This is a genomic window from Maricaulis sp., assembly GCF_030149425.1.
Lineage (GTDB): Bacteria > Pseudomonadota > Alphaproteobacteria > Caulobacterales > Maricaulaceae > Maricaulis.
Genome location: NZ_JASBRQ010000024.1, coordinates 1 through 18,066, shown reverse-complemented (window position 1 = coordinate 18,066; position 18,066 = coordinate 1). Strand labels below are relative to the sequence as shown.

At 61.7% G+C, this 18,066-nt stretch carries 19 protein-coding genes and 1 riboswitch; of the genes, 14 read left to right on the top strand and 5 right to left on the bottom strand.

Going from position 1 to position 18,066, the window contains the following annotated elements; translation table 11 throughout:
* Positions 1-49 precede the first annotated feature (49 nt).
* From Q1V57_RS04025 to Q1V57_RS04005, 5 genes are all read left to right on the top strand, one after another.
* A complete protein-coding gene (locus Q1V57_RS04025; protein ID WP_300527782.1) occupies positions 50-931 on the top strand; it encodes a cytochrome c oxidase subunit 3 in 882 nt (293 codons plus the stop codon).
* 12 nt (positions 932-943) lie between these two features.
* A complete protein-coding gene (locus Q1V57_RS04020) occupies positions 944-1,306 on the top strand; it encodes a DUF983 domain-containing protein (RefSeq protein WP_300527779.1) in 363 nt (120 codons plus the stop codon).
* A gap of 19 nt (positions 1,307-1,325) precedes the next feature.
* Positions 1,326-2,000: an SURF1 family protein gene (locus Q1V57_RS04015; RefSeq protein ID WP_300527776.1), complete on the top strand. Its 675-nt coding sequence runs from the start codon at positions 1,326-1,328 to the stop codon at positions 1,998-2,000.
* A 62-nt stretch (positions 2,001-2,062) separates the two neighbouring features.
* On the top strand, positions 2,063-2,641 hold the full coding sequence (locus tag Q1V57_RS04010) for a GNAT family protein (RefSeq protein WP_300527774.1): 579 nt from the start codon (positions 2,063-2,065) through the stop codon (positions 2,639-2,641).
* The gene (locus tag Q1V57_RS04005; protein WP_300527773.1) at positions 2,638-3,762 is read left to right on the top strand and encodes an EAL domain-containing protein; all 1,125 of its coding nucleotides are present in this window, start codon (positions 2,638-2,640) and stop codon (positions 3,760-3,762) included. Before Q1V57_RS04010 ends, Q1V57_RS04005 begins: the two co-directional genes overlap by 4 nt.
* On the opposite strand, the gene Q1V57_RS04000 is transcribed toward Q1V57_RS04005, so the two are convergent.
* The gene (locus Q1V57_RS04000) at positions 3,753-4,340 is read right to left on the bottom strand and encodes a YqgE/AlgH family protein (protein WP_366145070.1); all 588 of its coding nucleotides are present in this window, start codon (positions 4,338-4,340) and stop codon (positions 3,753-3,755) included. The genes Q1V57_RS04005 and Q1V57_RS04000 overlap by 10 nt on opposite strands.
* 98 nt (positions 4,341-4,438) lie before the next feature.
* On the opposite strand from Q1V57_RS04000, the gene Q1V57_RS03995 reads away from it, so the two are divergent.
* The 5 genes from Q1V57_RS03995 (at position 4,439) to Q1V57_RS03975 (ending at position 10,261) form a co-directional block, all read left to right on the top strand.
* Entirely contained in the window at positions 4,439-4,936 is a 498-nt protein-coding gene (locus tag Q1V57_RS03995; protein WP_300527769.1) for a peroxiredoxin, read from the top strand.
* A 30-nt stretch (positions 4,937-4,966) separates the two neighbouring features.
* Positions 4,967-5,923 carry an SPFH domain-containing protein gene (locus tag Q1V57_RS03990; RefSeq protein WP_300527768.1) on the top strand — a complete coding sequence of 319 codons (957 nt, stop codon included), beginning with the start codon at positions 4,967-4,969 and terminating at the stop codon, positions 5,921-5,923.
* Positions 5,924-5,934: 11 nt separating this feature from the next.
* On the top strand, positions 5,935-6,405 hold the full coding sequence (locus Q1V57_RS03985) for an NfeD family protein (RefSeq protein WP_300527766.1): 471 nt from the start codon (positions 5,935-5,937) through the stop codon (positions 6,403-6,405).
* 113 nt (positions 6,406-6,518) lie between these two features.
* Positions 6,519-6,860 carry an energy transducer TonB gene (locus tag Q1V57_RS03980; RefSeq protein ID WP_300527764.1) on the top strand — a complete coding sequence of 114 codons (342 nt, stop codon included), beginning with the start codon at positions 6,519-6,521 and terminating at the stop codon, positions 6,858-6,860.
* A 458-nt stretch (positions 6,861-7,318) separates the two neighbouring features.
* Complete coding sequence (locus Q1V57_RS03975; RefSeq protein WP_300527762.1) at positions 7,319-10,261, top strand: ATP-binding protein; 2,943 nt, start codon at positions 7,319-7,321, stop codon at positions 10,259-10,261.
* On the opposite strand, the gene rnhA is transcribed toward Q1V57_RS03975, so the two are convergent.
* From rnhA to ispH, 3 genes are read right to left on the bottom strand one after another with little or no spacing between them, the layout of a single operon-like run.
* The gene (gene rnhA, locus Q1V57_RS03970; protein ID WP_300527761.1) at positions 10,258-10,698 is read right to left on the bottom strand and encodes a ribonuclease HI; all 441 of its coding nucleotides are present in this window, start codon (positions 10,696-10,698) and stop codon (positions 10,258-10,260) included. The genes Q1V57_RS03975 and rnhA overlap by 4 nt on opposite strands.
* A complete protein-coding gene (locus Q1V57_RS03965) occupies positions 10,695-11,114 on the bottom strand; it encodes a DUF1801 domain-containing protein (RefSeq protein WP_300527760.1) in 420 nt (139 codons plus the stop codon). Before Q1V57_RS03965 ends, rnhA begins: the two co-directional genes overlap by 4 nt.
* Positions 11,115-11,125: 11 nt before the next feature.
* Entirely contained in the window at positions 11,126-12,073 is a 948-nt protein-coding gene (ispH, locus tag Q1V57_RS03960) for a 4-hydroxy-3-methylbut-2-enyl diphosphate reductase (RefSeq protein ID WP_300527759.1), read from the bottom strand.
* Between the two features lie 121 nt (positions 12,074-12,194).
* On the opposite strand from ispH, the gene Q1V57_RS03955 reads away from it, so the two are divergent.
* The gene (locus Q1V57_RS03955) at positions 12,195-12,758 is read left to right on the top strand and encodes a hypothetical protein (RefSeq protein ID WP_300527757.1); all 564 of its coding nucleotides are present in this window, start codon (positions 12,195-12,197) and stop codon (positions 12,756-12,758) included.
* Between the two features lie 6 nt (positions 12,759-12,764).
* Complete coding sequence (gene argS, locus Q1V57_RS03950; protein ID WP_300527755.1) at positions 12,765-14,528, top strand: arginine--tRNA ligase; 1,764 nt, start codon at positions 12,765-12,767, stop codon at positions 14,526-14,528.
* Positions 14,529-14,537: 9 nt separating this feature from the next.
* Here the strand turns inward: argS and Q1V57_RS03945 are convergent, their stop codons facing one another.
* Positions 14,538-16,061, bottom strand: coding sequence for a serine hydrolase (locus tag Q1V57_RS03945; RefSeq protein WP_300527752.1), 1,524 nt, complete (start codon positions 16,059-16,061; stop codon positions 14,538-14,540).
* Positions 16,062-16,332: 271 nt separating this feature from the next.
* A riboswitch (glycine riboswitch) is annotated at positions 16,333-16,422 on the top strand.
* Between the two features lie 174 nt (positions 16,423-16,596).
* Between Q1V57_RS03945 and gcvT the strand changes: the two genes are divergently transcribed.
* Together gcvT and gcvH are read left to right on the top strand one after the other, a co-directional pair.
* A complete protein-coding gene (gcvT, locus tag Q1V57_RS03940; protein WP_300527750.1) occupies positions 16,597-17,712 on the top strand; it encodes a glycine cleavage system aminomethyltransferase GcvT in 1,116 nt (371 codons plus the stop codon).
* Between the two features lie 35 nt (positions 17,713-17,747).
* On the top strand, positions 17,748-18,066 hold a 319-nt coding region (gene gcvH / locus Q1V57_RS03935; RefSeq protein WP_300527748.1), incomplete at its 3' end, for a glycine cleavage system protein GcvH.

Here is an 18,066-nt window from a genome sequence, read left to right as displayed (position 1 = left end):
GCGGTTATCACCGCATCGAATAGCTGGATTAGATCGCAGGAGATTCGCGATGGCTGGGGATGCTGTTAAGCACGACTATCATCTGGTAGATCCGAGCCCGTGGCCGTTTGTCGGCTCGGTTGGGGCCTTCCTGCTGGGCGTTGGCGCCGTCGGCAATATGGCGGGTTTGGTTACACCGGAACACCCGCTGGCCTTTATGTATGCCGAGAATAGCTGGGGCGGTCTGATCCTCGGTTTCGCCGTTGTGCTCTACACCATGTTCGGCTGGTGGGGCGATGTGATCAAGGAATCCCGCCAGGGCGATCACACTCCGGTTGTCGATATTCACCTGCGCTACGGCATGATCATGTTCATCGCTTCGGAAGTGATGTTCTTTGTCGCCTGGTTCTGGATGTTCTTCGAATACGCTATCTTCCACGAAGTGCGTGGGGGCTGGGATAGCGCGACGATGGGCGTCGACATGGCCGGTTTTGCCACCTGGCCGCCGGTCGGTGTTGAGACCTTCGACCCGTGGCACATCCCGCTGATGAACACGCTGATCCTGCTGCTGTCCGGCACCACGGTGACCTGGGCGCACCACGCGCTGCAGCATGGTGATCGCAAGAGCGCGACGCTTGGTCTGGTCGCAACCCTGATCCTCGGTGTCTGCTTCACGGCCCTGCAGGTTTACGAGTATTCGGTGGCACACTTCGCTTTCTCGATGGTCGATGGCGGTAACATCTATACCTCTGCCTTCTTCATGGCGACGGGCTTCCATGGCGCCCACGTCGTCATCGGGACAATCTTCCTGGCGATCTGCCTGCTGCGCCTGCTCGCCGGTCACTTCACTCCGGAGAAGCATTTCGGTTTCGAAGCGGCGGCCTGGTACTGGCACTTCGTTGACGTGGTCTGGCTCTTCCTGTTCGCCTTCGTCTACGTCGTCTACCAATAAAGGCGAGCCCATATGGCTAAGCCCTCTCCGTTCCAAGCGGGTCTGAACGGCCGCTGCCCGGAGTGCGGAGAGGGGGCCATGTTCGCCGGTTTGTTGAAATTAGCGCCGCGGTGTCATGCCTGCGGCGCTGATTTTGAGAAGGCCGATGTCGGCGATGGCGCTTCAGTCTTCGCCCTGTTCATCATCGGCTTCCTGGCCATGGTGGTCTTCCTCCTCGTAGCGGTGGGCTTCAACAATCCTCCGCTCTGGGTGCACGCCATTATCCAGATCCCGCTGATCTTCGGCGGCTCCATCGCCGTCTTGCGCCCGATCAAGGGCGTTCTGTTCGCCCTGCAATGGCATCATGACGCGCAAGAGGCGCGTTTGGACGACTAGCTAGCTGGACCTTTCCACCATGCCCGTTTTCCGCCCCATCCCCATCCTTACCCTGTTCGCCATTCCCTCACTGGTCCTGCTGGTCGTGCTCGGCAATTGGCAGATGAGCCGGATGAGCTGGAAGGCGGATCTCATCGAGCAGTATGAGGTGCGCGGGTCGGTCGGCAGTTTCGCTGAAACGCTGTGCGGCGATGTCGAGGGCGATTTCTCGCCGCGGGTGACCGCTCCGGTGCCGCTGGGTGGGCAGAGCCTGCGTTACTATGCTCTGCGCGGGGCGCCGGGCTGGATCTTGCTGACCCCGGTCGAGATGCCCGCCTGTGAGGCCGGCGCCGCACCGGTGACGCTTCTGGTCGAGACCGGTTTTGAAACCCTCGGCGGAATGATTATGAGCCGGCCGGAGGCCTGGCGTGTCCAGCCCATGAGCGAGCGCAATTTATTCTCCTCCAGCAACGATCCTGATACCAATTCGTGGTATCACTTTGACCGGATCGAGATGGCGCGTGCGCTTGGCCTTGAGACGGACCGCTTGTCCCCGATGTGGGCGCGGACCGATGATGGCCTGCCGGCCAGCCTGGAGCGGACACCGCCGGCCAAGCATCTGGGCTATGCCCTGACCTGGTACGGATTGGCCCTGGCGCTTATCGCGGTCTATGTGGCGCTGCACGTCGGACAGGGACGTCTGCGCTGGACCTAAGCCCCGCGTCAGCGGATAAAGAATAAGAGCGAGGTTGGACTCGCCGAGAGTGGAGGGATTGCGTGGCTCTTTGGCGCGATGATCCAGAAGATGATGTCCTCGTCGGACAAGGTGTGAAACTGCGAGCCCCGGTCCTGGAGGATTATGAGGGCTGGGCCAAGCTGCGCGGCGCGAGCCGCGCCCATACCGAGCCGTGGGAGCCCGCCTGGACCCCGGACGAATTGACCAAGAGCGCCTTCCGCCGCCGCATTGCCCGCTATCAGGCTGACCGCCAGTCCGGCACCGGCTTCCCGTTTTTCATTACCCGGGCCCGCGACAACCTGCTTCTGGGCGCGTGCAATCTCAACAATGTCCGCCGCGGTGTGCTGCAAAGCGCCGATATCGGTTACTGGATCGGCGCGCCCTATGTGCGCCAGGGCTATACCCGTGCCGCGGTGCGCCGTGTGCTGGCCTTTGCCTTCGACCAGCTTGGTCTGCACCGGGTTGAAGCCGCCTGCCGTCCGGAGAATCAGGCCTCGCGGCTATTGCTGGAAAGTGTCGGCTTTGAATATGAAGGGCGCGCGCGCGCCTTCCTCAATATTGCCGGTGACTGGCGCGACCACGACCGGTTCTCGCTGCTCGCCACCGATCCGCGCCGATGACGCTGGACGGGTTCGAGCGCGGGGCTCGTGCAGCCGGTGCGCTGGCATTCGCCATTGAGGCTGAAGGCGGGACGATCGCCTTTTCCGGCGCGCTTGAGGCCTTCGGGCTTGCCGGCGCGCAAATGCCCCTGAGCGATTTCATCGCCCGTCTCGGGCCGGCCGATGGCGAGGCGCTGCGCGCGGCTTTGGCCAGCGGAACAATTGATGTGCGTATCCGCCTGCTCGGCGAGGACGGAGGGCTGGTCTATGCCCGCCTGCGCGGCGGGGCCGCAGCGGATGGCCGTATCGACGGGCTGATGACGCCGGCCGGACGGTCGAGTGACGCTGCCGGAAGACTGAAGGAAGAGCATGCGCTGGCCGACGCGGTCGAGGCCGGTGACGTGCTGGCCTGGTATCAGCCGGTCATTGCCCTGGCCGATGAGAGCCTCGCCGGTTTTGAGGCACTGGCGCGCTGGGACCGGCCCGGATTCGGAGTGCTGTCACCGCCAGACTTCCTTGCCATGGCCAGCCAGCTTGACCTGCTCGGTCCGATCAGCGACCGGGTGCGCCGCTCGGCGATTTCCGATCTCGCGAGTTGGCGAACCGCCATGCCCGCCGCCAACGGGCTTTTCGTGGCCGCCAATGTCTCGCTCGATGAACTGATTTCAACCGCCTTCCAGGACGCGATCCTGGCCCATGTCGATGCGGCCGGCTTACCGGCCGGGCGGTTCAAGCTGGAGGTGTCGGAGACCGACATCATGCGCGACCCGGAGCGCGCAGCGGAGGCCATGCAACGCCTCTCCGATGGCGGCGTCGCCCTGGCCCTGGATGATTTTGGAACCGGTTATTCCTCGCTGGCCCGGCTCGACATGCTGCCCTTCGACGTGATCAAGATCGACCAGTATTTCGTCCGCGCCATGACCGCCAATGAGAGCGCCGCCACGGTCGTGCAATCGGTCCTGCAGCTGGCATCTCACTTCGGCATGAAGGTGGTGGCCGAGGGTGTGGAGAGCCCGCAGGTGGCGCGGCAGTTGCGCGATATGGGGTGTGATTATGCCCAGGGCTATTGTTATGCCGGTGCCCTGGCACCTGCTGATGCGGCCGGGCGAATTCCCGAGGGGCAGTTCACGGTTCAGGCGTGACCGCTGAGGCTGGAGAGGTGTTCGGGCGAAATCCCGATGATCGCCAGCGCTTTTTCCCACTTGTCTTCATTGCCGTCGCCGAAGATCAGCGCTTCATCAGGATCGGCGACGAGCCAGGCATTGGCGGTCAGCTCATCTTCCAGCTGCCCCGGCCCCCAGCCGGCATAACCCAGCGCCAGGACAGAGCGGCGCGGTGGATGACTGGATGCGATCGCTTCGAGAATGTCCTTGGTGGCGGTCAGGCCGATACCCTCGGACACGGGCAGGGTTGAGCCATCGGCGGCGAAATCGTTGGAATGCAGGACAAAGCCGCGATCCCGTTCCACCGGACCGCCCAGCATGACCGCGCGATCAGGCGCCTCGATATCGGTATCGATCCCGAGCTGGTCGAACAATTCCGGCAGGCGCAGCCCGGAGACCGGCTTATTGATCATAATGCCCATGGCATGTTCGTCGGAGTGATCGCACATCAGGATCACGGAGCGGTCAAAACGCGGGTCGCCGATCATCGGCGTTGCAATCAAAAGCTTGCCGCCGAGGAATCTGTCAGCCACATGTGTATCATCGCTGTGGATCATTTCTGCATGTTCGCTCCAAAGAGGGGATGCGTCCAGCTATGATCCCGCTATCTTGCCTTGCGCCTTCGCGCCTATCTTTATTCACAGGAGAATAGACCATGACGATTTCGGTTGGAGATCGCCTGCCTGACGCCACTCTCATGACGATGACGGCCGACGGCCCGAATCAGCTCTCCACGGCCGACATTTTCGCCGGCAAGACGGTGGCCCTGTTTGCGCTCCCGGGTGCTTTCACCCCGACCTGCTCGGCCAAGCACCTGCCGGGCTTCATCGAGAAGTCTGCCGAGATCAAGGGCAAGGGCGTCGACACCATCGCCTGCCTCTCCGTCAACGACGTGTTCGTCATGGATGCCTGGGGCAAGTCCCAGGGCGCCGGCGAGGATGTCCTGATGCTGGCGGACGGCAATGCCCAGTTCGCCAAAGCCATCGGTCTTGAGTTCGATGGCAGCGGTTTCGGCATGGGCGTGCGCGCGCAGCGCTTCTCCATGATCGTCAAGGACGGCGTTGTAGCCGAACTGAATGTGGAAGAGCCGGGCGCTTTTGAAGTGTCCTCCGCTGACCACATCCTGGGCCAGCTCGACGGCGTTTCGGCCTAAACAAACACGTAAAACCACAAGGGGGTTCGCATGGATTTCGGACTGATCGGCATAGCCGTACTTTTCTTTCTCGCACTGGTAATCATCGCTTCGGTGGTGAAAACCGTTCCACAGGGCAAGGAATTCACGGTCGAACGGTTCGGGCGCTTCACGCGGACCCTCAAGCCGGGCCTCCACTTCATCACGCCGTTTGTTGATGGCATCGGCTATAAGATGAATATGCGTGAGCGCGTCCTCGACGTGCCCAATCAGGATGTCATCACCAAGGATAACGCCACCGTCTCAGTCGACGCCGTGGTTTTCATCCAGGTGCTCGACGCGCCGCGCGCGGCCTATGAAGTCGACAATCTCGACTTTGCCATCATCAATCTGTCCCTCACCAATGTAAGAACCGTGATTGGTGCCATGGATCTCGACGAGACGCTGTCCAAGCGCGACGAGATCAATGCCCGTCTGCTTTCGGTGATCGATGCGGCGACCAATCCCTGGGGCGTCAAGGTGACCCGGATCGAGATCCGTGACTTGTCGCCGCCGATGGATATCACCGAAGCCATGGCCCGCCAGATGAAGGCGGAGCGCCTGAAGCGCGCCGAGATTCTCGAGGCGGAGGGCTCCAAACAGTCCGCTATCCTGATCGCCGAGGGTGAGAAGGAAGCCGCGATCCGCGAGGCCGAGGGCCGCCGTCAGGCCGCCTTCCTCGATGCTGAGGCGCGTGAGCGTGAAGCCGAAGCCGAGGCCAAGGCCACGGAAATGGTCTCCGAGGCCATCAGCAAGGGCGATGTCACCGCGATCAACTACTTCCTGGGCCAGAAATACGTCGAAGCCTTCGGCCAGCTGGCGACCAGCGAGCAGCAGCGCACGGTGATCATCCCGGCGGAGTTCTCCAACATCATCGGCACCATCACCGGTGTCGGCGAGCTGGGCAAAGCAGCCCATGAAGCGATCAGCGACGCGGCGCGTCGTCCAGTCCAGGATGAAAACAAGTAGGAGGAGACAGTATGGACCTTCTCACCTCGGTTCTCGACAAGCTGAATATCTGGGCCTGGTGGGCGATCGCCGGCGTCATCCTGATTGCCGAGCTGCTGACCGGTACGACCTTGCTTCTCTGGCCCGCTGCGGCGGCCTTTCTGACCGGCTTTGTCGCGCTGGACATGTTCAATGCGAGCTGGCCCGTCCAGCTCGCCGTCTTCGCCCTGGCCTCCATGCTGCTGATCTGGGGCGGTGACCGCTGGGTCCGGCCGAAGCTCAAGGCGGGTGCCGATAGCGGCTTGAACGATCGTTCCATGCGCATGGTCGGTCAGCGCGTGGTCGCCGTGTCGGACTTTCATGCCGGGCGCGGCCGTGTCCGCTTCGGCGACACGGAATGGGCCGCCGAGATGGACGATGGCAGTGACGTCAAAGCCGAGACCGAGCTCGAGGTTAGCGATGTCAAAGGCGTGATTCTTCGCGTCAAAGCCTGGGGAAAGTGATCAGGTCATAGCGTATGAGCGGTATCGATAAAATTTTAGAAAACTGAGTCAGGCATTGGATATAAATTGCGCTTAAACGCCCTCTCAAGAAAACAAAAGAGAGGGCTCCTCCCATGAAAGCAAAGTTTCTGTCCCTGATCGCCGCCGTCACCATGGTTTCGGCTCCGCTGGCTCTGGCTCCGGCTGCACACGCCACCACCACGACCCGCGACGCCATCAACCTCGTCGCCCCGGATTATCCGCGCTCTGCCGAGCGCCGCGGTATCGAAGGCAGCGTACAGGTCCGCTACGACATTGCTGCTGACGGCTCTGTCGAGAATATCGAAGTCGTCGAAACCACGCATCCGGGGATCTTCGATCGCGCGGCCCTGCGCGCCGTTGAAAGCTGGCGTTATGAAGCGGCTGCCGAGCGTACCGAAGGCCACACCTTCACCCTGGAATTCTCGCTCAGCTAAGCCTGGCGCGATATCCGCTTGATCAAGGGCCGTTCCATTGGAGCGGCCCTTTTTCATGTCACGGCGATCGCCCGGGGTAGGCTGCGCTTTTCATGTATTATCGCTCGATGAAAGGCGCTTAGCGACAATCAGGTTAGATGATGGACACGTTAGTTGCCCGTCGGGTGGTTGGGCGCACCAATCGGGTTGGTGCGACGGGGATTCTCGAAGCCGCTTCGCGGCCGGACCGGAGCGAGCCGAAGGGCATAACGGAACGCTCGATTTCAGCCTCGGTGGCTAGCTAATAAAAAATTCAGATGCTTGCAGGGCCGCTACTATTAGCGGCCCTAATAGTTTGTGCGTGACCGGATGTGAGCGTTCACGACTGGTAAAGGGTCGGTGCCGGAGATTGTTTGAGATGAGTCGCATTATGCGACCTCCAGTCTGAGCCTCTAGCAGGCACACGATCAGGGAATGGGATGAAGCTGGATCCAGAGCAAAGACGCCTCGCAGCGCTGCACGCGCTCGGCCTGCTCGACACCGAGCCCGAGTCCGAGTTCGACGCGCTGACGGATCTGGCTGTCGGCATCTCTGGCGCCCGCATGGCAGCCATCTCGCTGATCGATGCCAACCGGCAATGGTTCAAGTCCAATATCAACATTCCAGCGCCGGAAACGCCGCGCAATGTCGCCTTTTGTGATCACGCCATCCGACAGGATGAAGTGTTCTACATCCCGGATGCGACCGCGGATGAGCGTTTCTGTGACAACCCCCTGGTTACCGGAGAGCCCAATATCCGCGGTTATGCCGGCATGCCGATCAAGACGCCGGACGGCTTCAAGATCGGCACGCTCTGTGTCATCGATGACAAGCCGATGGATCTCGATGAAGGCGCTTTCGAACGGCTGCGCTCGCTGGCGGGTATTGTCGAAATCCGTCTGGCTGAACGTCTACAGCATCTGACCGAAATGCGATCGAACCGGATGCTCGGCGTGGTGCGTTCGATCCAGACCGACTTCATTTCCAACCAGCGCGACATCGAAGGGGCTTTTTCCCGCCTGCTCGACAGTGTGATCGATTTCACCCAGAGCCAAGACGGTTTCATCGGGGAGGTGAAAACCGATGGTGAAGGCCGGTTCCTCGAAATTCATTCCATCCAGATCAAGGAAGACGACAGTCCGGAGGCCAAGGCCTTCCGCGAGGCGCATGGCGAGGCGCTATTGCGGTTCCGCAATACCGACAGCCTGCTCGGTCTGACGCTGAAAAGCGAAGAGCCTGTCTTTGCCAATGATATAGACAACGATCCGCGTTCGACGGGCACGCCGGCCGGGCATTTCGATCTCGACAATTTCATGAGCATCCCGCTGATGGACGGCGACGAGATGATCGCTATCGTCGGCGTGGCCAATCGTACCGGAGGCTATCACCAGGGTGTGCTCGACAGTTGCACGCCTTTGCTGGTGACCATCACCAATCTGATCCGGGCGCGCCGGTTGGAAGATCGTGAACGCGGTTCGGTGGAGCGGCTGCGTACCGTTACTGAATCGGGCGGTATCGGCTCCTGGGAAGTTGATCTGCTGACCGGCCATCCGGTCTGGGACGATATCACCAAGACGATTCACGAAGTCCCGCTCGACTATGAGCCGGTGATGGAAACCGCGATCAATTTCTATGCGCCGGAAGCGCGCAAGACGATCACCGATCTGGTGCAGCGCGGAATCGAGACCGGTGAGGGCTGGGATGTCGAGTTGCCGCTGATCACCGCCAAGGGCAATCGTATCTGGGTGCGTGCTGTAGGCCGGCCGATCATGGAAGAGGGCAGTATCGTCAAGCTGGTCGGCTCCTTCCAGGACATCACCGAGCGCCGGCTGCGCGAAGAAGAACTGAAATCCCTGTCCAGCCGGCTGGCTCTGGCGCTGGATACCTCAGGTGTTGGCGTCTGGGAGCATGATCTGCAGACGCAACAACATTACTGGGACGAAGAGACGGCGCGTTTGTTCGGCCGCGAGTCTTTCGATGGCGCCATAACGATGGATGACTGGCTCGAAACCGTTCATCCGGACGACCTCGAAAACCTGATGGCGGCGGTCAATACCTCGCTCGAGGAACACAGCGATTATGAAGCCGAGTATCGAGCGGTGCTGCCGGACGGATCGATCCGGTATATCCGTTCGCGCGGTGTCTTCCGTCAGAAGATCGATGGCGGATGGGTCATTACCGGCATCAATATGGATGTCACCCGGGACGTTGAAACCGCGCTCGAACTGGACCGCCGGCGCAAGGATGCGGAAGCGGCCAGCGAGGCCAAGACCCAGTTCCTGGCCAATCTGAGCCATGAGATCCGCACTCCCCTGAATGGCGTTATGGGCATGGCCCAATTGCTGCGCCTGACCGAGCTCGACGTTAAGCAGACGAGTTTCGTCGACACGCTGCAGACGTCCGGTCGCGCTTTGCTCGATGTGATCGAAGATATTCTCGACATTTCCAAGATCGAAGCCGGAATGATCGATGTTGTGGCCGAGCCCTTCGATCTTCCCGCGACGCTTCGCTCCGTTCTCGACATGGTCTGGAGCACGGCGCGGGAGAAGGATCTCGATCTGACCCTCGATGTCGGCGCTTCGGTACCGCAACAGGTGATTGGCGATCAAAAGCGTCTGCGCCAGGTGCTGATCAATATCATCGGCAATGCGGTGAAGTTTACCTCCACCGGCTCCGTCAAAATCACAGCGCGCGAATTCAATGGCCGTGTCCGCTTTGAGGTTCGCGATACCGGTCCGGGCATTCCAGCCGATCAGGTTGAGCGGATTTTCGATCGCTTCGCCCAAGTGGATGACAGCTCGACCCGGCGCCATGGCGGAACCGGCCTGGGCTTGGCGATCTGCCGCGAGCTGGTCAGCCTTGCAGGCGGGGATATCGGTGTAACCAGCGAGTTTGGCGTTGGCACCGAGTTCTGGTTCGAATTGCCGCTACCGCAGGCCGGCCCGGATGAAAACGAAGATGCCTGCGAGCGACTGAGCGCGGATACGGGAACTGACGGCACCGGCGATGGCCGCCGTATTCTTGTCGTCGATGATGTTCAGACCAATCAAATGGTAGCCGCTTCCCTGCTGCGGAATGCCGGGCATGAGGTCGAGCTCGCCGGCAATGGGCGTGAAGCGATTGAGGCGCTGGAACACCAGGAGTTTGACGCCGTGCTGATGGATATCCAGATGCCGGTGATGTCCGGTGATGAGGCGATCCGGAAGATCCGCGGTTCCGGCAAGCCCTATGCGAGCGTGCCGATTTTTGCCGTCACGGCGGATGCGACCAAGGGCGCCGACAAGCGCTATCTGGCGGCGGGAGCGACCGGCTATCTGTCCAAGCCGCTCGACCTGAAAGCGGTCAGCGCAGCGCTGGTATTGGCCTTTTCCGACGCCGCCTAGCGTCGCAGATCTGCAATCCCCTCACGGGCCAGCTCGTCGGCGCGCTCATTGCCGGGGTCACCGGCATGGCCTTTCACCCAGCGCCATTCGATGTCATGCGCCTGGGCGAGTGTGTCGAGCTGCTGCCAGAGATCGACATTCTTCACCGGTTTCTTGTCCGCCGTCTTCCAGCCGCGCTTCTTCCAGCCATGGATCCACTTGGTGATTCCGTCGCGCAGATAGACACTGTCGGTGATGAGCACGACGGTGCGGCCGGGCTTTTTCAGCGCCTCCAGGGCCTGGATCGCCGCCATCATCTCCATGCGGTTATTGGTGGTCTCGCTCTCGCCGCCCTTGAGCTCCTTGCGGTGCCCATTCCATTCCAGAATCGCGCCCCAGCCGCCTGGCCCGGGATTGCCGGAACAGGCGCCGTCCGTGTGAATTGTGATTGTGCTCAAAGCGGGTACTTCTTCGCCATATCGTCCAGCCCGGCCTTGATCAGTTCTTCCAGAACCGCGAGGTCCACATCGGCCAGCTTGTTGATGTAAAGGCAGGATTTGCCCTTCTTATACTTGCCGATCCGGTCAAGGATCGGGCCGAAATCGGTATATCCCGGCAGGATGTAAACTACCTGGTTTGCCTTGCGTGGGGAAAAGCCGACACGCATGAAATCATGCCATTTTCCGTTCGCGGTCTGATAGCGATAGCTGCCATAGCCGATAATGGACGGCCCCCACATCCTGGCCTCCCAGCCGGTGATGCGGTCCATCATGCCCAGCAGGGTTTGCGCATCGGCGCGCCGGACCGGGTGCTCGACAGCAGCGATGAAATCGCGCGGATCAATCGTTGTCGGCTGGGTTTTCAACTCGGACACTGCGCGTCTCCTCAAGCAACCACCTTGGGCAGCTTAAAGATCACATCCTCATCCGTCACCCGCACTTCCTCGACCCGGGTTGCAAAGCGCGCATCAAATGCATCGATCAGGCCCTGGACGAGATCCTCCGGTGCCGAGGCTCCCGCGGTGATGCCGACCCTGCTGACATCGCCGAGCGCGTCCCAGTCGACCTGCTCGGCCGAGGAGACCAGCTGGGCCCGCTTCGCGCCGGCTTTAAGGGCGACCTCGACCAGTCGCACCGAGTTGGACGAGTTCGGCGCGCCGATGACGAAGACCATATCCGATTGCGGGGCCATTGCCTTGACCGCAGCCTGGCGATTGGTGGTGGCGTAGCAGATGTCTTCCTTGTGCGGCGCGGCGATCGCGGGAAAGCGGGCCTGCAGCGCGGCGACGATCTCCGACGTGTCATCGACCGACAGCGTGGTCTGGGTGGCGAAGGCGATGCGGGACGGGTCTTTCGGTTCGAAACGCTCTGCGTCCTCGACCGTCTCGATTAGGGTGATAGCGCCGTCCGGCAACTGGCCCATCGTGCCGACCACTTCGGGATGGCCGGCATGACCGATGAGCACAATCTCGTGGCCGTTCTTGTGATGGCGCTCTGCTTCGACATGGACTTTCGACACCAGCGGGCAGGTCGCGTCGACGAAAATCATCTCGCGACGCTGGGCTTCCGCCGGCACGGATTTGGGTACGCCATGGGCGGAAAACACGACCGGGCGGTCATCGGGGCACTGGTCCAGCTCCTCGACGAAAACCGCGCCGAGCGCTTCCAGCCGTTCAACCACATGCCGGTTATGCACGATCTCATGGCGCACATAGACCGGGGCACCAAACTTCTCCAGCGCCCGCTCAACAATCTGGATGGCACGGTCGACGCCGGCACAAAATCCCCGTGGTGCCGCAAGAATTAGCGTGATTTCCGGGCGTTCGTCGCTCATCTGTAGAAAAACTCCTTCAGCGAATGCGTTGCGGTCGGCCTCCGCACATCGTATGACCGTCCTAACAAACCGGCTGCGCGCCTTCTAGGGGCAGGCCCGTCGTAAAGTCAGGTATTGCACAATGCGTTCTCTTGCTCTTCTTGCGGCCTTCGCGGCAACGCTCTCGGGATGTTCCAGCACTGGAGCTATATTTGAAAACCCGGAAGCCAATATCGGCCCGTGCCCGTCGGCTTTCGCGCTGCACGACGCGCATCGCCTGGTCGAGTTCCATGGCGAAGACATCGTCTATGACAATGTCGGTTTCACCGGCGAGATCACCGGTGTGCGGACGCTGTGCAGCTATTATGGCGAACGCCCGATCCTGGCCAATCTCGAGATTGATTTCGGCTTCGGCCGTGGCCCGTCGGCCCAGGGGCGTGAGCATAACTACCAGTATTTCGTCGCTGTGACGCGACGCGATATCGGCGTCATCCACCGCGAGACCTTCCCGCTGAACGTCCGGTTCGGCAGCGAGGAGGATCGCCAGTATTTGACCGAGACGATCGACGCCATCTCCATTCCGCGCGCGGACCCGGACACGTCCGGTGCCAACTTTGAGATTCTGGTCGGTTTCGAACTGACCGGGGAACAACTCGCCTATAATCGGAGCGGCCGCCGTTTCCGCGTTGCGGCCGGTCAGGACTAAAACCAAATGCCTTCAATTGCCGATCAGCTCAGCGCCGTGCTGGGCGACGCGTTCGCTTCCCTTGAGCTTCCGCGGGAGCTGGGCCGTGTAAGCCCGTCAACGCGCCCAGAGCTCGGTCCTTTCCAGTGTAATGGCGCCATGCCGGCCGCCAAGCAGGCGAAGAAGAACCCGCGCGAACTGGCCCAGGCGGTGCTCGATGCCATCTCCGGCCATGCGCTGATCGAGACCGCTGATATTGCCGGTCCGGGTTTCATCAATCTGACCCCGGTACAGACCGCCTATGATGAGCGGGCGGCGGAAATCGCTGCCGATGACCGGGCCGGTGCGCCGGCAACTTCCGCACCGAAGAAAGTGCTGATCGATTTCGGTGGTCCCAACGTGGCCAAGCCGATGCATGTCGGCCATCTGCGCTCCTCCGTGCTCGGCGACAGCCTGCAACGCCTGATGCGTTTCCGCGGCGATGAGGTGGTGTCCGATATCCACCTTGGTGATTGGGGCCTGCAAATGGGCCATCTCATCACCGAGTTGGAAGAGGAACAGCCGGACCTGGTCTATTTCGACGCGGCGTTTGATGGCGAATACCCGTCCGAGCCGCCGGTCGATATCGAGGATTTGGCGCGGCTCTACCCGCAGGCCTCGCAGAAGGCCAAGTCCGATGACGACCGCCTGGCCAAGTCACGTCAGGCAACGGCTGAGCTGCAGGCTGGCCGCCGCGGCTATCGCGTGCTGCTGCACCACTTCATCAACGTGTCCGTGGCGGCCCTGAAAAAGGATTTCGGGGCGCTCGGCGTGCATTTCGACCTGTGGAAGGGCGAAAGCGATGTCGATCCGCTGATCGAGGACATGGTCGCTGATTTCAAGGATCGCGGCATTGCCGAGGAAAGCGACGGCGCCTGGGTCGTGCGCGTGGCGCGCGACGGCGACAAGAAAGAGCTGGCGCCGCTCATCCTGGTGACCTCGTCGGGCGCATCGCTCTACGGCACCACCGATCTCGCGACCATTCTCGATCGTAAGAATGAGGTCGGGCCGGACCTGACCCTTTATGTCGTCGATCTGGCCCAGTCGGACCATTTTGAACAAGTCTTCCGCGCCGCCGACAAGGCCGGTCTGGCACCGGAGGGCTCACTCGAACACGTCAAGTTTGGCACGGTGAACGGCAAGGATGGCAAGCGCCTGCGGACCCGCGATGGCGGCACTTTCCGTCTCGCTGATCTGATCTCCAGCGCCATTGAGCGCGCCGATGAGCGCCTCAAGGAGGCCGGGTTGGCGGCCGATGTCGGTGCGGAAGAACATGCCCGCGTGGCCCGCATGGTCGGACTGGCGGCGATCAAATTCGCCGATCTGCAGAATTACCGCACCACGAATTACGTCTTCGATCTCGACCGTTTCACGAGTTTTGAAGGCAAGACCGGTCCATATCTCCTTTATGCCGCCGTGCGGGTGAAATCGCTGATGCGCAAGGCGGAGCGCGAGGGTGTGGCGACAGGCGCGATCAAGGTCGAGGCGGCGGAAGAAACCGATCTCGTCCTGGCGCTCGATGCCTTCGGTGCAGCGCTCGAGCAGGCCTGCGAAAACCGGGCGCCCAACGCGATCTGCGATCACGCCTTCACCCTGGCGCAGGCCTTCTCGAAATTCTATGCCGCCTGCCCGATCCTCGGCGCTGATGATGCGGCCACCAAGGCGTCGCGCCTGGCTCTGGCCCAGGCGACGCTGAAACAGCTTGAGCTGTGCCTCTCGCTGCTTGGCCTGGAAGCCCCGGAGCGGATGTAGGTCCGGGCGCTATTGCGCGCCCGTTCCCATCTCCGCCATCCGGTCCTGAGCATTCTCGCACCAACCGCACGGCCGGTCTTCTGGTGCCAGTTCGAGTGAGCGCTGGAACGCCGCCCTGGCCGGGTCATACTGACCCGCCAGGAAGTAGGCCTCGCCCAAGCTGTCATAGAGATTGCCATCGCCCGGGAAGAGCTCGGTATTGAGCTGCAATAGCGCAATGCCCCAATCGGCCTCATCATGGCTGGTCAGGTAGAGCCCGACACGGTTGAGAATGACCCGGCTTTCGAGCGCTTCGCCGCGCACGGCCTCGTAGTGGCTGGTCACTGCGGCGGCGTCCTGGGGCGTGTGGGCCTGGACAAATTGCATCACCGTTTCGATCGCTGACGGCGGTACCGGTTCCGGAGTGTAGTCTTCTTCGGTCAGCATGCGGCGCACCCGCGAGCCCATGCTCTCGACCGCGTCATAGGAGTTATTGCTCATATGGACGATGAGGACATCGTCTTGCGGATAGCGTTGGATGGTGGCGATGAACACGCCATTGCCGCCGGAATGACTCATCAAGGGTGTGCCGGTGACGGGCCCGGGCCGGACGATCCAGCCAAAGCCATAATAGGCTGAATGCGCCTCGGAAAAGACGCTATAGCCGGTCTGATACGTCTCCAGCGCATCACCGGAAAACAGCACGCCGTCGGCCAGGGCCCGGTGCCAGCGTTCCATGTCATTAGCGGTGGAAGACAGGCCGCCATTGCCCAGCAGCCGCCAGGAGACGGGCTCGTCCTGCCAGCGTGTCAGGAAGGTGCCGACATTGGCGCGGTCGCGATCCGGCGTGCCCCAGTAATAGCCGGTTGCGACCTGTTCGCGGGTCCAGTCGTGCAGGCGATAGCCGGTATTTTCCATCCCGGCCGGGTCGAGCACGACCTCGCGCAAAAAGCTCTCATAGTCCTGTCCGGAAACGTCCTCGATCACTGCGGCCAGGACGGTGTAGCCGGCATTAGAGTATTCATAGGTCTCGCCCGGAGCATTGTTCAGCGGGCTGGCAAACAGGGTCGCGAGAAAGTCCTCGCGGCCGATATAGGGGTCACGATCAGACCCTTCGAAACCGCCGGTCTCGTCCGACAGTCCCGAGGAATGGGTGATCAGCTGGTGCAGCGTGATATCCGCCTTGTCCGCTGGGACGTTCTCGAAATAGGTCGAGAGCGGATCGGACAGGTCAAGCGCCCCGCGCTCAGCCAGGATCAACATGGCGGCGGCGGTGAACTGCTTGGTTAGTGAGCCGATGTCAAACAGGGTGTCGCCATCGATACCGATCTCCGCATCCTCGTCCGCCCAGCCATAGCCTTGCTCGAACACGGTCTCGCCGCGGACAGAGACATGAACAACGCCATAAACGCCGTTGGCCTCCGCCGCGGTGAAATAGCTGTCCACGCGTTCGGCGAAGCCGGGGGCAGGCTGGATGGGCGCTTCCTGGGCCTGAGCGGCTTGCGGTAGAATAAAAAGAGCTGAACTGGCCAGCACGGTTTTGATCAGCGACATCGGCGGACTCACATGATTTCCAAGTTGATAAAGGCTTATGGGCCAGCCTAAGTTTTGGAAACATAAGCACTTAGTTATCATTCTGTAAGCTTCCTCTGCTGGCCATCTACGAAGTCCCTTGCAGCGCTCATTGCGCCCGTTCGTCCGCCGTTTCGGCGTGCATCGCGCCGGACGCGTATTTCAATCCATTTCGACCGTCCCGATTGATTGACTCATGACCTTCCCGGACTAGTATCCGCCGCTTGAAACGCCGGTGAGAGTCGGCGGGTCATATCTCCCCGCGGGAGAGACCGGCGAATAAGCCGGCGCCGAAGGCGCAACCGCCCCGGAAACGCTCAGGCCAAGGGACCGCGCGGAGTATAAACGCTGGAAAGCGGATGCTGTGTGTTTGGCAAGGCATCCCACCGACGGAGCAAGCGCCGTCCTCGTGAACGCGAGGGTCTGACGCGGAATCTCTCAGGTTATCGGGACAGCGGGGGCAGGGACGGCGGACACACGACGTGTCAGCTGCGCACTGCTCGCGAGGACGACACCGATGGCCGACACCGAACTTCTAGAAAAGACACCCCTGCACGCGCTCCATGTCGAGCTTGGCGGCAAGATGGTGCCGTTTGCCGGCTATGACATGCCGGTGCAGTACCCGCTCGGTATTATGGGCGAGCACAAGCATTGCCGCGCCAAGGCCGGCCTGTTCGACGTCTCCCATATGGGCCAGGCCCGCTATGAGGGCGATGCGGCCGCGCTGGAAGCGCTGATCACCGCTGATCTGGATGCGCTGGGCGCCGGCGAGCAGAAATATACGCTTCTGCTGAACGAGCGCGGCGGTATCCGCGATGACCTCATGGTCTCCCGCCCGGGCGGAAGCATTGTCGGCGACGCAATCTTCCTCGTCGTCAATGCCGCGACCAAGGACGGCGATTTCGCCCACATCGAAGCGAATACCTCCGGCAAGGGCACGCTGACCCGGATGGAAGACCGCGCGCTCCTCGCGCTGCAGGGCCCGGCTGCCAAGGACGTGATGGCGCGTCTCTGCCCAGCCGCCTGCGAAATGATCTTCATGCAGTGCGGCGAGTTCGAACTTGCCGGTTCCACCGTGCTGGTCTCGCGCTCCGGTTATACGGGTGAGGACGGGTTCGAGATCTCGATCCCGGCTGCTGACGCCGACCGTATTGCCCGTCTCCTGCTCGAACAGGAAGAAGTCGAGGCCATCGGCCTGGGCGCGCGCGACTCGCTGCGTCTGGAAGCCGGTCTCTGCCTCTACGGCCACGACATGGACGAGAACCGCACACCGGTCGAAGCGTCGCTGATCTGGGCCATGGCCAAGACGCGCCGCGAGCGCGGCGACTTCCCGGGCGCGGACGTGATCGCTCAGCAGATCGAGGAAAAGTCCTGCCAGAAGCGCATCGGCCTGACGCTTTCCGGCGCGCCGGCGCGCGAGGGCGCCGAGATCGCGGACAAGGACGGAAACATCATCGGCATCGTGACCTCGGGCGGTTTCGGCCCGACCGTCGGCGGTCCGGTCGCCATGGGTTATGTCGATCGCGACTTCATGCAGCCGGGCACCGAGGTCGACCTCATCGTGCGCGGCAAGCCGCGCCCGGCGGCAGTGGCGAAAATGCCGTTCGTGCCGGCCAATTTCTATCGGGGCTGATCGCCCAATCTCTCAACAGGGGCAGGAGACAGACTATGACCACGCGTTACACCGAAGATCATGAATGGATCACCGTCGACGGCGACATCGCCACCGTCGGCATCACCGCCTACGCCGCCGGCCAGCTTGGCGACGTCGTTTTCGTCGAACTGCCGGAAGTCGGCAAGACGCTCTCCAAGGGCGACGAGTTCGCCGTCGTGGAATCCGTGAAAGCCGCTTCCGAGGTCTATGCCCCGGTCGATGGCGAGATCACCGCGATCAATGACGATCTCGAAGGCGAGCCGGCCAAGGTCAATGAAGACCCGTCCGGCGAAGGCTGGTTCGTCAAGATCAAGCTCTCCGACGCCTCCCAGC

Coding starts and splice junctions, on each gene's coding strand:
- Q1V57_RS04025 (WP_300527782.1), top strand. CDS start 50: ATGGCTGGGGATGCTGTTAAGCACGACTATCATCTGGTAGATCCGAGC.
- Q1V57_RS04020 (WP_300527779.1), top strand. CDS start 944: ATGGCTAAGCCCTCTCCGTTCCAAGCGGGTCTGAACGGCCGCTGCCCG.
- Q1V57_RS04015 (WP_300527776.1), top strand. CDS start 1,326: ATGCCCGTTTTCCGCCCCATCCCCATCCTTACCCTGTTCGCCATTCCC.
- Q1V57_RS04005 (WP_300527773.1), top strand. CDS start 2,638: ATGACGCTGGACGGGTTCGAGCGCGGGGCTCGTGCAGCCGGTGCGCTG.
- Q1V57_RS04000 (WP_366145070.1), bottom strand. CDS start 4,340: ATGATCCACAGCGATGATACACATGTGGCTGACAGATTCCTCGGCGGC.
- Q1V57_RS03995 (WP_300527769.1), top strand. CDS start 4,439: ATGACGATTTCGGTTGGAGATCGCCTGCCTGACGCCACTCTCATGACG.
- Q1V57_RS03990 (WP_300527768.1), top strand. CDS start 4,967: ATGGATTTCGGACTGATCGGCATAGCCGTACTTTTCTTTCTCGCACTG.
- Q1V57_RS03985 (WP_300527766.1), top strand. CDS start 5,935: ATGGACCTTCTCACCTCGGTTCTCGACAAGCTGAATATCTGGGCCTGG.
- Q1V57_RS03980 (WP_300527764.1), top strand. CDS start 6,519: ATGAAAGCAAAGTTTCTGTCCCTGATCGCCGCCGTCACCATGGTTTCG.
- Q1V57_RS03975 (WP_300527762.1), top strand. CDS start 7,319: ATGAAGCTGGATCCAGAGCAAAGACGCCTCGCAGCGCTGCACGCGCTC.
- ispH (WP_300527759.1), bottom strand. CDS start 12,073: ATGAGCGACGAACGCCCGGAAATCACGCTAATTCTTGCGGCACCACGG.
- Q1V57_RS03955 (WP_300527757.1), top strand. CDS start 12,195: ATGCGTTCTCTTGCTCTTCTTGCGGCCTTCGCGGCAACGCTCTCGGGA.
- argS (WP_300527755.1), top strand. CDS start 12,765: ATGCCTTCAATTGCCGATCAGCTCAGCGCCGTGCTGGGCGACGCGTTC.
- Q1V57_RS03945 (WP_300527752.1), bottom strand. CDS start 16,061: ATGTCGCTGATCAAAACCGTGCTGGCCAGTTCAGCTCTTTTTATTCTA.
- gcvT (WP_300527750.1), top strand. CDS start 16,597: ATGGCCGACACCGAACTTCTAGAAAAGACACCCCTGCACGCGCTCCAT.